Source organism: Aliiglaciecola sp. SL4 (assembly GCF_041538045.1).
Classification (GTDB): Bacteria; Pseudomonadota; Gammaproteobacteria; order Enterobacterales; family Alteromonadaceae; genus Aliiglaciecola.
Genome location: NZ_JBGOSE010000001.1, coordinates 218,128 through 232,430 on the forward strand (window position 1 = coordinate 218,128; position 14,303 = coordinate 232,430).

11 protein-coding genes and 3 tRNA genes are annotated in these 14,303 nt (G+C 42.4%); 13 read left to right on the forward strand and 1 reads right to left on the reverse strand.

What is annotated here, in order from left to right:
* Positions 1 to 41: 41 nt before the first annotated feature.
* The 4 genes from metA to AB6T38_RS00990 are packed head-to-tail and all read left to right on the forward strand — an operon-like array spanning position 42 to position 5,294.
* Positions 42 to 968: a homoserine O-succinyltransferase gene (gene metA, locus AB6T38_RS00975; protein ID WP_372545419.1), complete on the forward strand. Its 927-nt coding sequence runs from the start codon at positions 42 to 44 to the stop codon at positions 966 to 968.
* A gap of 11 nt (positions 969 to 979) precedes the next feature.
* The gene (locus tag AB6T38_RS00980; RefSeq protein WP_348492097.1) at positions 980 to 2,035 is read left to right on the forward strand and encodes a homocysteine S-methyltransferase family protein; all 1,056 of its coding nucleotides are present in this window, start codon (positions 980 to 982) and stop codon (positions 2,033 to 2,035) included.
* A gap of 12 nt (positions 2,036 to 2,047) precedes the next feature.
* Positions 2,048 to 4,684 carry a methionine synthase gene (metH, locus tag AB6T38_RS00985; RefSeq protein ID WP_372545420.1) on the forward strand — a complete coding sequence of 879 codons (2,637 nt, stop codon included), beginning with the start codon at positions 2,048 to 2,050 and terminating at the stop codon, positions 4,682 to 4,684.
* A 22-nt stretch (positions 4,685 to 4,706) separates the two neighbouring features.
* Positions 4,707 to 5,294 carry a DUF938 domain-containing protein gene (locus AB6T38_RS00990; protein ID WP_372545421.1) on the forward strand — a complete coding sequence of 196 codons (588 nt, stop codon included), beginning with the start codon at positions 4,707 to 4,709 and terminating at the stop codon, positions 5,292 to 5,294.
* Positions 5,295 to 5,303: 9 nt separating this feature from the next.
* Here AB6T38_RS00990 and AB6T38_RS00995 read toward each other — a convergent pair whose 3' ends face one another.
* Positions 5,304 to 6,446: a GNAT family N-acetyltransferase gene (locus AB6T38_RS00995; RefSeq protein WP_372545422.1), complete on the reverse strand. Its 1,143-nt coding sequence runs from the start codon at positions 6,444 to 6,446 to the stop codon at positions 5,304 to 5,306.
* Positions 6,447 to 6,485: 39 nt separating this feature from the next.
* Between AB6T38_RS00995 and AB6T38_RS01000 the strand changes: the two genes are divergently transcribed.
* The 9 genes from AB6T38_RS01000 (at position 6,486) to AB6T38_RS01040 (ending at position 14,235) form a co-directional block, all read left to right on the forward strand.
* Positions 6,486 to 6,944, forward strand: a complete 459-nt coding sequence (locus AB6T38_RS01000) for a regulatory protein RecX (protein WP_372545424.1) — start codon at positions 6,486 to 6,488, stop codon at positions 6,942 to 6,944.
* A 132-nt stretch (positions 6,945 to 7,076) separates the two neighbouring features.
* The gene (gene alaS / locus AB6T38_RS01005) at positions 7,077 to 9,674 is read left to right on the forward strand and encodes an alanine--tRNA ligase (RefSeq protein ID WP_372545425.1); all 2,598 of its coding nucleotides are present in this window, start codon (positions 7,077 to 7,079) and stop codon (positions 9,672 to 9,674) included.
* A gap of 132 nt (positions 9,675 to 9,806) precedes the next feature.
* The gene (csrA, locus tag AB6T38_RS01010; RefSeq protein WP_216050093.1) at positions 9,807 to 10,022 is read left to right on the forward strand and encodes a carbon storage regulator CsrA; all 216 of its coding nucleotides are present in this window, start codon (positions 9,807 to 9,809) and stop codon (positions 10,020 to 10,022) included.
* A 246-nt stretch (positions 10,023 to 10,268) separates the two neighbouring features.
* Positions 10,269 to 10,361: transfer RNA gene (locus tag AB6T38_RS01015), tRNA-Ser, on the forward strand.
* A gap of 33 nt (positions 10,362 to 10,394) precedes the next feature.
* Positions 10,395 to 10,471: transfer RNA gene (locus tag AB6T38_RS01020), tRNA-Arg, on the forward strand.
* An 86-nt stretch (positions 10,472 to 10,557) separates the two neighbouring features.
* Positions 10,558 to 10,634: transfer RNA gene (locus tag AB6T38_RS01025), tRNA-Arg, on the forward strand.
* 405 nt (positions 10,635 to 11,039) lie between these two features.
* Positions 11,040 to 11,297 (forward strand): OadG family transporter subunit, encoded by a 258-nt coding sequence (locus tag AB6T38_RS01030; RefSeq protein WP_348492103.1) that lies wholly within the window; start codon positions 11,040 to 11,042, stop codon positions 11,295 to 11,297.
* 30 nt (positions 11,298 to 11,327) lie between these two features.
* On the forward strand, positions 11,328 to 13,100 hold the full coding sequence (gene oadA, locus AB6T38_RS01035) for a sodium-extruding oxaloacetate decarboxylase subunit alpha (RefSeq protein ID WP_372545426.1): 1,773 nt from the start codon (positions 11,328 to 11,330) through the stop codon (positions 13,098 to 13,100).
* 4 nt (positions 13,101 to 13,104) lie between these two features.
* Positions 13,105 to 14,235, forward strand: coding sequence for a sodium ion-translocating decarboxylase subunit beta (locus tag AB6T38_RS01040; protein WP_372545428.1), 1,131 nt, complete (start codon positions 13,105 to 13,107; stop codon positions 14,233 to 14,235).
* Positions 14,236 to 14,303 lie beyond the last annotated feature (68 nt).

Sequence of the window (14,303 nt, forward strand, 5' to 3'; positions counted from 1 at the left end):
ATGAGCGAAATTTGTTGCCTTACCACCACATTGGAGAACTTATGCCTATTCGAATACCTAGTGATCTTCCCGCCCAAGGGGTCTTGAACGCGGAAAATATATTCGTGATGGACAGCGAAGCCGCTGCTAAGCAAGACATTCGTCCTCTAGAAGTGGGGATTTTGAATTTAATGCCAAATAAGATTGAAACTGAAGTTCAGATTCTGCGTCTGCTTTCCAATACGCCTTTGCAAATTAATATAGACCTTATTCGCATTGATAATCAGGCACCTAAAAATACCCCTAAAGCTCATATGGATGCGTTTTATTTGTCATTTGATGATGTGGCCCATAAAAATTACGATGGCTTTATTATTACAGGCGCGCCCCTTGCTCATCTAGATTATTCTGCGGTGAAATATTGGGACAAAATCACCACTATTATGGAGTGGACCCAACGTCATGTGCAGTCGACGCTGTATTCCTGTTGGGCTGCCCATGCGGCGATGTTCCATTTTTACGGCCACAATCGTCGACTTAGAGACGATAAGCTATCTGGTGTTTACACCCATAATGTGAATGATCCCCACGATGCGTTAATGCGTGGCTTCGATCCGCAGTTTAATGCACCGCATTCTCGCTTTGGGGAAATTCCCATCGACATATATAAAAGTGTTGAGGGACTGAATGTATTGGCCAGTTCGGAAAAAGCTGGGGCTTACTTAGTTGCCTCGAAAGATAAACGCATGGTGTGTGTAACGGGGCACCCTGAATATGACCCTGATACTCTGGAGCAGGAGTTTAAGCGGGATATTAATAATGGTTTAACCCCCAAGGTACCAGAAAACTATTACGAAAATGATGACCCTAGCCAGCCCTATCATGTAACATGGCGCTCCCATGGTTCGCTTCTGTTAACAAACTGGTTAAACTACTATGTTTATCAGACGACACCATTTGATCTTGCAGATCTTCCAAGTAAAAAATAAGAGGTAATTGCGTGGCGCAAAATAACACCGATAAACTGTATTCTATTGCCAAAGAACGAATTCTTATTCTTGATGGCGCAATGGGAACAATGATTCAGCGGCATAAACTGGAAGAAGACGATTACCGAGGTGATCGCTTTGCTGATTGGCATTGTGATGTCAAAGGCAACAACGATTTATTGGTGTTGAGCCAACCGCAAATTATTTATGATATTCATTGCCAGTACTTTGCAGCTGGCGCTGATATCATTGAGACTAATACTTTTAATGCCACCACTATTGCCATGGCTGATTACGATATGCAATCACTGGCCAAAGAAATCAATATTGAAGCCACAAAGTTGGCCCGTAAAGCGGCAGATGAATACACTGCGAAAACACCAGATAAACCACGTTTTGTGGCAGGCGTGTTAGGGCCAACTAACCGAACGGCGTCTATTTCTCCCGATGTTAATGATCCTGGCAAACGTAATGTTAACTTTGATCAGTTAGTCGAAGCCTATTCAGAGGCAACGCACGGTTTGATTGAAGGTGGCGCGGATATTATTTTAATCGAAACCATTTTTGATACCTTAAATGCAAAAGCCGCAGCCTTTGCTGTAGACACTGTGTTTGATGAGCTAGGCATAAGTTTACCGGTTATGATTTCAGGCACTATTACCGATGCCTCTGGCCGCACCCTATCGGGGCAAACTGCCGAAGCCTTTTATTACTCTTTGCGACATATCAACCCTGTGTCATTTGGACTCAACTGTGCCCTTGGACCCGATCTATTGCGCCAGTATGTGGAAGAGATTGCCAATCAAGCAGAATGTTTGGTTTCAGCGCACCCTAATGCGGGTTTACCCAACGAGTTTGGTGAATACGATATGGATGAACACGAAATGGCAGAACATATTCAAGAGTGGGCAAAATCAGGGTTAGTTAATATTGTCGGCGGATGTTGCGGCAGTACACCAGAACACATTGCAGAAATTGCCAAAGTCGTAGAAGGCATTGCGCCTCGAGTCCCAGTTAAAAAAGAAGTTAGAATGCGCTTGTCTGGTTTAGAACCCTTCGTGCATTAACAGGAGCTTTTCGTGTCTCAACAACAACAAAATTCCAGTGCAACCTTTGTTAACGTAGGTGAACGTACCAACGTAACAGGTTCAGCAATGTTTAAACGCCTGATCCTCGAAGATAACTATGAGACAGCCTTAGATGTTGCTCGTCAGCAGGTTGAAAACGGTGCACAAGTTATCGATATTAATATGGATGAAGCTATGTTGGATTCGGAAGCGGCAATGGTACGCTTTTTAAGTCTGATTGCTTCTGAACCGGATATCTCCCGCGTGCCTATTATGATCGACTCCTCTAAATGGAGTGTCATCGAAGCGGGATTAAAGTGCGTTCAAGGTAAAGCCATAGTTAATTCTATTAGCTTAAAAGAAGGTGAAGAGCCATTTTTAAAACAAGCCAAACTGTTAAAGCGTTATGGCGCGGCTACTGTGGTCATGGCCTTTGACGAAAAAGGTCAAGCCGACACCCAAGCTAGAAAATACGAAATTTGTGAGCGCAGTTATAAGCTGTTGACGGAAAAAATTGGTTTTCCACCAGAAGACATTATTTTTGACCCGAACATTTTTGCTGTTGCAACCGGTATTGAAGAGCACAACAATTATGCGGTTGATTTCATCGAAGCTACTCGTCAAATAAAACAAAACTTACCCCATTGCCATATATCCGGCGGTTTATCGAATATCTCGTTTTCGTTTAGAGGTAATAATCCGGTTCGTGAAGCGATGCACTCGGTATTTTTGTACTATGCCATCAAAGCCGGTATGGACATGGCCATCGTCAACGCGGGTCAGTTAGAAGTTTACGATAATATTCCTAAAGAATTAAAAGACGCTGTTGAAGATGTGATCCTTAACCGCCATCCAGATGCCACCGATAACTTGTTAGCCTTAGCGCCAAAATATCAAGGTGATGGCAAAGCCGTAGTCAAAGAAAACCTAGAATGGCGGGAATACCCAGTTAACAAGCGCCTGGAACATGCGTTGGTCAAAGGGATCACCGACTTTATTATCGAAGATACCGAGGCTGCACGGCTAGAAGCTGATAAACCTTTGCATGTGATTGAAGGGCCGTTAATGGACGGCATGAACGTAGTAGGGGATTTATTTGGTGAGGGTAAAATGTTTTTACCTCAAGTGGTTAAGTCAGCGCGGGTAATGAAAAAAGCCGTGGCGTATCTTGAACCTTACATCGAATTGGAAAAAGACCAAAGCAGCAGCAACGGCAAAATATTATTAGCCACGGTAAAAGGCGATGTACACGATATTGGTAAGAATATTGTGGGTGTGGTTTTACAGTGTAATAACTATGAAATTATCGACCTAGGCGTGATGGTGCCTGCGGCTAAAATTATGCAGGTAGCCAAAGATGAAAAGGTTGACATGATAGGTTTGTCGGGCCTAATCACTCCGTCATTAGATGAAATGGTGCATGTGGCGAAAGAGATGCAGCGTTTAGAGTTAGATTTACCTCTACTCATTGGTGGAGCTACCACCTCAAAAGCCCATACCGCGGTTAAAATAGAACAAAATTACCAAGGACCTGTGGTTTATGTTCCGAATGCCAGCCGTGCGGTTGGGGTCTGCCAAAAACTGATCTCTGATGAGTTTAGACCTGAATATATTGCCCAATTGCAAAAAGAATATGATGTGGTTCGGGAACAGCACGCCCGCAAAAAGCCGCGCTCTAAACCGGTGACCTTGGAGTCTGCCAGAGAAAATCGCTTTGAATGTGATTGGCAGGTATATCATCCTCCTGTGCCTAAGGCATTGGGTGTGCAAACTGTCGATGTTGAATTAGCGGATTTGATTGATTACATTGATTGGACACCCTTTTTCTTAACCTGGTCATTAGCCGGGAAATATCCTCGTATCCTCGAAGATGAAGTAGTTGGCGAAGAAGCGAAAAAGCTATTTCAAGATGCCACTAATATGCTCAATAAACTTTGTGCAGAAGGTAGCTTGGCTGCTAAAGGTGTAGTGGGCATCTTCCCTGCCAATCGAGTGGGCGATGACGTAGAAATTTACGCCGATGACAGTCGCCAAGAGGTAATTCATGTTGCCCATCATTTACGCCAACAAACCCAAAAGCCGAAAGGATTCAATTATTGCTTAAGTGATTATATTGCCCCTAAAGCCAGTAAAAAAGCGGATTATATTGGTGCTTTTGCGGTGACAGCAGGTATTGGTGAAGATGAGTTAGCGCAAGCCTATATTGATGATGGTGATGATTACAACGGGATTATGGTCAAAGCCATTGCCGATCGTTTAGCTGAAGCCTTTGCGGAATATCTACATGAAAAAGTCAGAAAGGAAATCTGGGGTTATGCTGACGATGAGCAGTTAAGCAATGACGATTTGATCCGAGAAAAGTATCAAGGAATTCGTCCCGCTCCAGGTTATGCAGCGTGTCCTGAACATACTGAGAAACAAACCATTTGGGATTTGTTAGATGCCCAAAACGCAACAGGTATGCAACTAACAGAGTCCTATGCCATGTGGCCAGGTGCTGCCGTATCTGGATGGTATTTCTCTCATCCAGATGCCCGTTATTTTGCAGTTGCGCAAATTCAACAAGATCAGCTAGAAGACTACGCACAGCGTAAAGGCTGGACGTTAGAACTTGCACAGAAGTGGTTAGCGCCGAATCTAAACGGTTAATTTGATTTCATATAGGTGATAGATGTTCGATAACAAAGATTTTTCCCAACCTTGTGAGAATAACAAAGCACCTATTTTAACGCAGCTGCGAGAGCATTTTGCCAATCAAAGCAAAGTATTGGAAATTGGTTCAGGTACAGGACAGCATGCGGCGTTTTTCGCCCCTGCATTGTCTCATTTAACTTGGCAACCTACCGATATTCCAGACAACCATGGCAGCATAAATGCTTGGGTAGCGGAATCACAATGCAGCAATGTGTTGTCGCCTGTAGAGTTTTTTATTGGCAGGGATAAATGGACGTTCAGTGGTGTTGATAGTGTGTTTAGCGCGAACACTACCCATATTATGCAGCCACATGAAGCCCAGCTAATGATGGAAACTATCGCGGTTAACTTGCCCAAGTCTGGCGTGTTTTGTCAGTATGGTCCGTTTAAAATTGACGGTAACTTTACCAGTGATAGCAATGCACAATTTGATCAAAGTTTGCGTCAGCGAGGTTATGGTGGCATCCGTGACATTACCGAGTTAAAAAGCTGGGCCGTGCCTCTAACCTTAGATGATATGATTCAGATGCCGGCTAATAATCATTTGTTAGTGTGGCGTAAATAAGCTTGTTTGTTAGTCTTGTGCTTTTTTAAAGGGTAACACTTCAGCTGCATTCACTTTATAGGCTTCAATACCTGGCCGTTCTTGTTCAACAAAGCGTGATACAGCGTCTTGGAACGAGGGATCGTGCAGCCAATGGTTTGAATAACAGAATATGGGCTCAAAGCCCCTTAGAATTTTATGTTCACCTTGGGTGCCAGGATTAAAGCTGCTTATTTTTTTCTCAATACAGAATTCAATGCCTTGGTAATAACAACACTCAAAGTGAAGGCCATCAAATTCTTCCAGGGCGCCCCAATAGCGTCCACAAAGCTGATTTTGGTCATATAGATAAAGTGCCCCAGCAACGGGAGTATCTTGCACAGAGGCGATGACTAACAAAATGTTGTCTGCCATAGTGTCGAGAATCTGTGAAAAAAATGATTTGCTTAAATAACCACTGTGGCCGCTGCGTTTTAAATAGGTTTGGCAGTAACAAAGATAAAAGAAGTCCATTTCTACCGAGGTTAACTTATCGCCGTGAAAACGTTTTACCGTTAACCCTTGCTGCGCCACTTTTTGCCTTTCTTTACGCACACTTTTTCTGCGTCTTGCAGTAAAGGTGGCTAAGAAATCATCAAAATGCGGGTAGTCGCGGTTAAACCATTGAAATTGGACACTTCGTCTTTGCACCGCGCCAAAATTTTGTAGTTGATGACTAATTTGCTCCTGCGGAAAAAGAAAGTGTACCGACGATAGGTTTAATACAGGCAGTTGTTGTTTAATAAATTCATACATCTTGCCTAATAAAACCTTAGGGTCGATTGCATGATCCGTTAACAAACGAATACCGGTAACAGGTGTGAAGGGAATAGCATTGATTAATTTGGGGTAATACTGTTTTTGATAGCGCTGATAGGCTTCCGCCCATGCAAAATCAAACACATATTCTCCATAACTATGACTTTTTTGGTACATAGGTAGGATACCGATAACTTTGTCGTCCTGATAAGCTATCAAATGATGGGGTGTCCAACCTGTGTCACCGCCAACAGAACCCGACTGTTCTAAGGCGGTTAAAAATTCATATCTGCAAAACAGTGCTTGATTTTGATTTAAATCATCCCAGATCTGTTTGGGGATGGCGTCGGTTGAATGGATAAATTGAAAAAACAAAGCAAAGGTTCCGATGAATCAAGTTGATAGGCTATTAATATGTCAGACTATGATGTGAAGATCATCAATCATTCTATAACTCGTCTATTGGCTCGTCGAGAACACAGCCAACATGAGCTAGTGACAAAGCTGGCGTTAAAAGGGCTAGATAGGAATTTGCTAAAACAGCAAATTGCGCTGTTTGCTGAAAAAGATATTCAAAGTGATAAACGTTTTGTGGAAGCCTTTATTCGACATCGTGCACTCAAAGGGCAGGGGCTGAAGCGTATCCAAGTTGAATTACAACAACATAATATTGACGAAATAACCGTCTCAAATGCCCTTGCAGAGAGTGAAACAGATTTTGCTGAGACAGCGATTCAAGCTTACCGTAAAAAGTACGGTAGTAAACCAATACAGGACTGGCAAGACAAACAAAAACGCATGCGCTTTTTGCAATATCGTGGTTTTAACCATGAACAAATTCGACTTGCATTAAAAGGCGAATCGGATGAATAAGAATTAACAATAGGGCATAACGAATTCACGGCTTAACAAGGTTCCCTAATTTATGCTATCGTTCGCCGCCTATAGCCCTTTACGAGCAAGTCTTAGTACTTGTCGGAACTAACTTGATAATCAGGAAAATGAATGAGTAAAACTACCGCTGAAATTAGAAGTGCCTTTTTGGATTATTACGCCAATTTAGGTCATCAAATTGTACCCAGTTCTTCATTGGTCCCGGCGGATGACCCTACGCTTTTGTTTACCAATGCCGGAATGAATCAATTCAAAGACGTTTTCCTAGGCACTGAAACTCGCAAATATAATAAAGCAGTTTCTTCACAACGCTGTGTGCGTGCAGGTGGAAAGCATAATGACCTCGAGAACGTAGGTTATACTGCTCGTCATCATACATTTTTTGAAATGATGGGTAACTTTAGTTTCGGCGACTATTTTAAGCAAAAAGCGATACATTATGCTTGGAACTTTTTAACTGATGTTCTTGGGCTACCAAAAGAAAAGTTACTGGTTACTATTTATCATGAAGATGATGAAGCATTTGATATTTGGAATACAGAAATTGGTATTCCAGCGGAAAAGATTATTCGCATAGCTACCTCAGATAATTTCTGGTCAATGGGCGATACCGGGCCTTGTGGACCTTGTTCTGAAATATTCTATGATCACGGCGAACATATTTGGGGTGGACCTCCAGGCTCACCAGAAGAAGATGGTGATCGTTTCATTGAAATTTGGAACTTGGTATTCATGCAGTTTAATCGCACTGCTGATGGCGTTATGCATCCACTTCCCAAGCCATCAATTGATACAGGTATGGGGCTAGAACGTATCTCGGCAATTATGCAAAACGTGCACAGCAATTACGAAATCGATATTTTTCAAGAATTGATTGCTGCTGCCGCCAAAATCGTAGGCTCTAAAGATTTAGAGGATAAATCGTTACGAGTAATCGCTGACCACATTCGTTCTTGTGCATTTCTAATTTGTGATGGAGTAATGCCATCCAATGAAGGCCGTGGTTATGTGCTTCGTCGAATTATTCGTCGAGCGGTGCGACACGGTTATCAGTTAGGTGCGAAAGACATCTTCTTTTATAAATTAGTTGATGAATTAGGCGTTCAAATGGGCGAAGCCTACCCTGAACTTATCGCGCAAAAGCCTGTGCTTGAAAAAGTTTTGCGAGTTGAAGAAGAGCAATTCTCTCGTACATTAGAGCGCGGTATGACAATACTTAATGAAGCATTGTCTGAGTTAGAAGGTGAAGTGCTGCCAGGAGAGTTAGCATTCAAACTCTATGATACTTATGGTTTCCCTGCTGATTTAACCAATGATGTGGCTCGTGAGAAAGGTTTTACTATTGATCAGGATGGTTTTGACCAAGCGATGGCACAACAGCGTGAACGCGCTCAACAGGCCAGCAATTTTGGTAAAGATTATAATGACACTTTGCATGCTAAAACCATTAGCGAATTCAGCGGTTATGATTCTGAGACGGATAGCTCTGAAGTTACCGAGTTATTTGCTGAAAACGGTTCTGTTGAATCTCTCAAAGCGGGTGAGTCAGGCATGGTTATATTAACTAAAACACCATTTTACGCCGAGTCGGGTGGTCAAGTTGGTGACACTGGCGTGTTGCAAGGTGTGTCCACTGAATTCAAAGTTACCGACACGATTAAATTAAATGATGCCGTGGCTCACAAAGGTATTGCCCAAAGTGATATCAAAGTTGGGGATATGGTTGAAGCACAAGTTGACGGACAACGTCGTGCTGCCATCAAACTTAATCATAGTGCCACCCATTTAATGCATGCGGCGTTAAAAACCATCTTAGGTGAGCATGTTAATCAGAAAGGTTCCTTGGTGGACGCTGAGCGTTTACGTTTCGACTTTTCTCATATGGAAGGGGTGACTGCACAGCAACTTGAAGAGATTGAAACACTAGTAAATGATCAAATTCGCCTTAACCATCGTTTAAACACTAAACTGATGGGATTAGAGGAAGCTAAAAACGCCGGTGCAATGGCGTTGTTTGGTGAAAAATACGACGACGATGTCCGTGTTGTAACCATGGGGTCATTCTCAATGGAACTTTGCGGAGGCACACATGTCAACCAAACAGGTGACATCGGTTTATTTAAAATTGTCAGCGAAAGTGGCATCGCCTCTGGTGTGAGAAGGATAGAAGCGATTACCGGCCAAGCTGCACTACAATATGTGCAAGACCAATCGAAATTAATTAGCAATGTCTCGGGTCTACTTAAAACAGACACTGCTAATTTACAAAGTAGAATCGTGACTGTAATTGATCATGCTAAAGAGTTAGAAAAGGAATTGTCCAAGTTGAAGCAGAAAATGGCTGCTCAAGCTGGAACCGATTTAGCGTCTCAGACCACTGATGTGAAGGGAGTGAAAGTTCTTTCGACTAAAGTTGAAGGGGTAGAATCTAAAACTTTGCGTACAATGGTCGATGACCTGAAGAATCAAATAGGCAGTGGTGTCATAGTTCTAGGGTTACCAGCCGATAATAAAGTAAGTGTTATTGTTGGTGTAACCAAAGATCTGGTTGGCAAAGTTAAAGCTGGCGAGTTAGTTAATTATGTAGCCAGCCAAGTAGGTGGAAAAGGTGGTGGCAGACCTGATATGGCGCAAGCTGGAGGGAGTCAGCCTGAAAACCTAGAGGCAGCTATTAACTCAGTACATAGTTGGTTAGAAGAACGCTTATAAGTATTTATTAGAGAGTTTTTGTAAGTGACGACAAAAACAAGGAATGCTAATTGTGTATTTTCTGGAGTGAACTGGTAAATATGCTAATTTTAACTAGGGAACATTGTGGTATAACGCAAAAGGAGCAATAGAATGCTAATTTTAACCCGTCGTGTAGGTGAGACCTTGATGGTAGGTGATGAAGTCACCGTAACCGTATTGGGTGTTAAAGGGAATCAGGTAAGAATAGGGGTCAATGCTCCTAAAGAAGTATCTGTGCATCGAGAAGAGATTTACATGCGCATTCAAGCAGAAAAAAATGGAACAGCTAGCGAACGTTCTGGCAATTCAAGCGAAGATGTTGAGTAAAACGAAGCAAAACACTTTAAAAAAGACTGGTTTACCAGTCTTTTTTTTTGATTTTTTTAATTATTTCCAATTATTTTTAAAAAAATTTCAGGGCAGAAAATATTTATTACGCTGAAAAATCGCTTAAAAAGCCAGCATAACATTGCAGTTTTAAGCTGATCGTTTAAAATCCCAGCATACAGGTAGTAAAGTGTAAAAAAAGGTTTGACTTCCTTTTGTGATTCAGTAAACTTCGCTCCCACATTTGGAGAGGTGGCCGAGTGGCTGAAGGCGCTCCCCTGCTAAGGGAGTATAGGGTTTATAGCCCTATCGAGGGTTCGAATCCCTCTCTCTCCGCCATTTCTTTTTAGAGATGGTTGATAAATGTTTTACGCGTGTGTAGCTCAGCTGGATAGAGTACCTGGCTACGAACCAGGCGGTCGGAGGTTCGAATCCTTCCACACGCGCCATATTAAATCGAAGCTCCGCAGGAGGTTCGACAATGTTAGAATCGCTTTTAGATTTTAACGGTTAGTACGAGTAAGTTAGAAACCACGCGTGTGTAGCTCAGCTGGATAGAGTACCTGGCTACGAACCAGGCGGTCGGAGGTTCGAATCCTTCCACACGCGCCACATTGAATCGAAGCTCCGTAGGAGGTTCGACAAAATCGTCAGGAACGATTTTAAAAAAACCGCTTTTTTAAAAGCGGTTTTTTTATGCCTGTAAATTAAACTAAATTAAATATTTATAAGTAATTCCCAATAAATAATATTAATCTAAACGTCACGATTGATATGATAGCCTGCCTTTGCATTAAAATTAACTTAGCTATAGAAGCAATAGATGTTCGCCATATTCAAATAAACAGGCTGACTAATTGATTGCTGGAACTAGCCACATGATTAATATGCTTGGGTAAAGATTCAAAAAAGTTGAATAAATACCGCAAAATTAAAGTTCACTTTGTGGATTTTAGTTGAGTTTTCAATGCTTAGGTGATACTTATCCTTACCTAAATAAATAATAGTGTGAATTATATGCAAGCGTCCATTTCTGAATTACTAATTGAAGCTGCCAACTTGATGGTAGTGGGCATGGTTGTGGTGTTTGTCTTTCTAACGCTACTAATCGGTGCAGTCAATTTAATTGCTGCCATTAACCGTAGACTTCCTGAAGAAGTCGTACCTGCGGCTGCCGCTAGGACGCAAAGGAAAGTCACTACTGATAAATCAAGTTCTTCTGTACCAATTGCAGCTATAACCGCAGCAGTTCATCAATATCGAAAGAATAGATAGACTAAATAAATCGATCTTTTAGGAGCCTCCATGAGTAACCCCCTTAAAATAACTGAATTGGTACTGCGCGACGCACATCAATCTTTATTAGCCACCAGAATGCGTTTGGACGATATGCTACCCATCGCAGATAAATTAGATAAAGTTGGTTTTTGGTCAATGGAATCTTGGGGAGGCGCTACATTCGACTCTTGTATTCGATATCTTGGTGAAGATCCTTGGGATCGTATCCGTCAATTGAAAAAAGCGATGCCAAACACACCTCAACAGATGTTGTTAAGAGGGCAAAACCTTTTAGGTTACCGTCACTATGCTGATGATGTGGTTGAAAAGTTTGTAGAGCGAGCGCATACCAACGGTGTGGATGTTTTCCGTATTTTTGATGCTATGAATGATACGCGCAACTTAGAGACTGCAATAAAATCTGTCGTTTCAGTGGGGGCTCATGCACAAGGGACTATTTCTTATACTGTAAGCCCTGTACATACTCTTGAGCGCTGGTTAGATATGGCTAAATCTTTAGAGGATATGGGGATTCATTCCTTGTGTATTAAAGATATGGCTGGCTTGTTGAAGCCTTATGAATGTGAAGAGTTAATCACTCGCTTGAAAGAAATTATCAGTGTGCCTATTGCAATGCAATGCCATGCCACTACTGGTTTAAGTACTGCAACTTATCAGAAGGGCATTGATGCCGGTATTGATATGGTTGATTGTGCTGTCTCGTCTATGAGTATGACATACGGACACAGTGCCACTGAAACCATAATGTCAATTGTTGAAGGTACAGACAGAGATACTGGCTTAGATCTGCACTTAATGGCTGAAATCGCTAGTTATTTCCGAGAAGTACGGAAAAAATACGCTAAATTCGAAGGAAGCTTGAAAGGCGTCGATGCTCGAATTCTCATCGCCCAAGTCCCTGGCGGAATGTTGACCAATATGGAAAATCAACTTCGTGAGCAAGGTGCGGAAGACAAAATGGATGAGGTGCTTAAAGAAATTCCTAAGGTAAGAGAAGATCTCGGTTTTATTCCTTTGGTAACGCCGACATCACAAATTGTTGGTTCTCAATCTGTCTTAAATGTTCTAACAGGCGAGCGATACAAGAGTATCACTAAGGAAACGGCTGGCGTACTTAAAGGTGAGTATGGCGCAACTGCAGCCCCTGTGAATGCAGAATTACAAGCCAGAGTACTGGATGGTCAGGAACCTATTAGTTGTCGACCGGCTGATCTGATTGAGCCTGAATTAGCTAGCTTAACGGCTGAGTTGACAGATATTGCTCAACAGCAAAATATCACCTTAGCAGATGACCAAGTGGATGATGTGTTGACTTACGCACTGTTTCCACAAATTGGACTTAAGTTTTTGCAAAACAGAGGAAATCCTGACGCATTTGAACCTGTACCTACTGGTGTGGCTGACACTAAGCCCGAGGCAACTGCTGCAGCACCGGCCCAAGGAAAAGCGGAAAGTTACTCAGTACGGGTTGATGGTAAGTCTTATGAAGTTGAAGTGGCACCCAGTGGTCAGTTGTCTTCAGTGAAAAGTTCAGAAACTCCCATTCCTACTTTATACCCAGTTCAAGGTGCTGAATTAAACGCACCTTTAGCCGGTAACATTTTCAAAATCTTAGTCCGTGAAGGAGATGAGATAAGTGAAGGTGATGTGGTCATCATTATGGAAGCGATGAAAATGGAGACAGAAATACGAGCTACCGAAAGCGGCACTATTACCGAAGTGTTTGTTGCCGAAGGTGAAGCTGTTCAATCTGGCCAACCTTTATTGAGTGTAGGATAATTCCATGGAGAAGTTAGAAATCCTGTGGCAAAGCACTGCCCTTGCGCATTTCGAAGCCGGTCAGGTGATCATGATGGTGGTTGGCCTATTGCTGCTTTATCTGGCCATCGTTAAAAAATTCGAACCATTATTATTGTTGCCTATCGGATTTGGTGCCCTATTAACCAATATCCCGTTAGCCGGTTTTAGTGAAGCTGGTGGGTTACTGCATTACATCTATGTTATTGGAATCGATACAGGGGTGTTCCCTCTGCTTATTTTCATGGGCGTAGGAGCAATGACTGATTTTAGTGCGCTTATTGCAAACCCGCGTATGCTTTTACTTGGCGCTGCAGCACAGTTTGGTATTTTTGCCACCTTACTAGGGGCAATACTACTTAATTTTGTGCCAGGTCTTGAGTTTACTTTAAAAGACGCCGCAGCTATCGCCATCATTGGTGGGGCAGACGGACCGACAGCTATTTTCTTAGCGTCAAAACTAGCCCCTGAATTATTAGGAACTATAGCCGTCGCCGCTTATTCCTACATGGCCTTGGTGCCGATAATTCAACCGCCAATTATGAAAGCACTAACTAACCCAGAAGAACGACAAATTCAAATGGGGCAATTACGCATCGTCTCAAAACGAGAAAAAATCGTTTTCCCACTAGCTGTGCTACTGATGACTATTCTGTTCTTACCTACAGCTACGCCTTTAGTTGGTATGTTCTGTTTAGGCAACTTAATGAAAGAGTGTGGGGTAGTGGATAGACTAAGTAATACCGCGCAAAACGAGTTGATTAATGTCGTTACGATATTCTTAGGTTTGGCAGTAGGCTCTAAATTGTCTGCTGATAAATTTTTGAAAGCAGAAACCCTAGGTATATTAGCTTTAGGTGCCGTTGCATTTGCAATAGGAACCGCCACAGGCGTTCTAATGGCTAAATTAATGAATAAGTATAGCAAGGCAAATATTAACCCATTAATCGGTGCAGCAGGCGTTTCAGCTGTTCCTATGGCGGCAAGGGTTGTTAATAAAGTGGGGCTGCAAGCAAACCCCCATAACTTTTTGCTGATGCATGCCATGGGGCCTAATGTAGCAGGCGTATTAGGGTCAGCTGTAGCTGCAGGTATATTGCTAGCTTTGGTTGGCTAACTTAGCGACTGGTTAAAATCATCGACAAAACCCGCAGCTGTTCATCACTGCGGGTTTTTTTATGCGCA

Excerpts from the sequence above, each read along its gene's own strand:
- metA (WP_372545419.1), top strand. The coding sequence starts at position 42 with ATGCCTATTCGAATACCTAGTGATCTTCCCGCCCAAGGGGTCTTGAAC.
- AB6T38_RS00990 (WP_372545421.1), top strand. The coding sequence starts at position 4,707 with ATGTTCGATAACAAAGATTTTTCCCAACCTTGTGAGAATAACAAAGCA.
- AB6T38_RS01000 (WP_372545424.1), top strand. The coding sequence starts at position 6,486 with ATGTCAGACTATGATGTGAAGATCATCAATCATTCTATAACTCGTCTA.
- alaS (WP_372545425.1), top strand. The coding sequence starts at position 7,077 with ATGAGTAAAACTACCGCTGAAATTAGAAGTGCCTTTTTGGATTATTAC.
- csrA (WP_216050093.1), top strand. The coding sequence starts at position 9,807 with ATGCTAATTTTAACCCGTCGTGTAGGTGAGACCTTGATGGTAGGTGAT.
- AB6T38_RS01030 (WP_348492103.1), top strand. The coding sequence starts at position 11,040 with ATGCAAGCGTCCATTTCTGAATTACTAATTGAAGCTGCCAACTTGATG.
- oadA (WP_372545426.1), top strand. The coding sequence starts at position 11,328 with ATGAGTAACCCCCTTAAAATAACTGAATTGGTACTGCGCGACGCACAT.
- AB6T38_RS01040 (WP_372545428.1), top strand. The coding sequence starts at position 13,105 with ATGGAGAAGTTAGAAATCCTGTGGCAAAGCACTGCCCTTGCGCATTTC.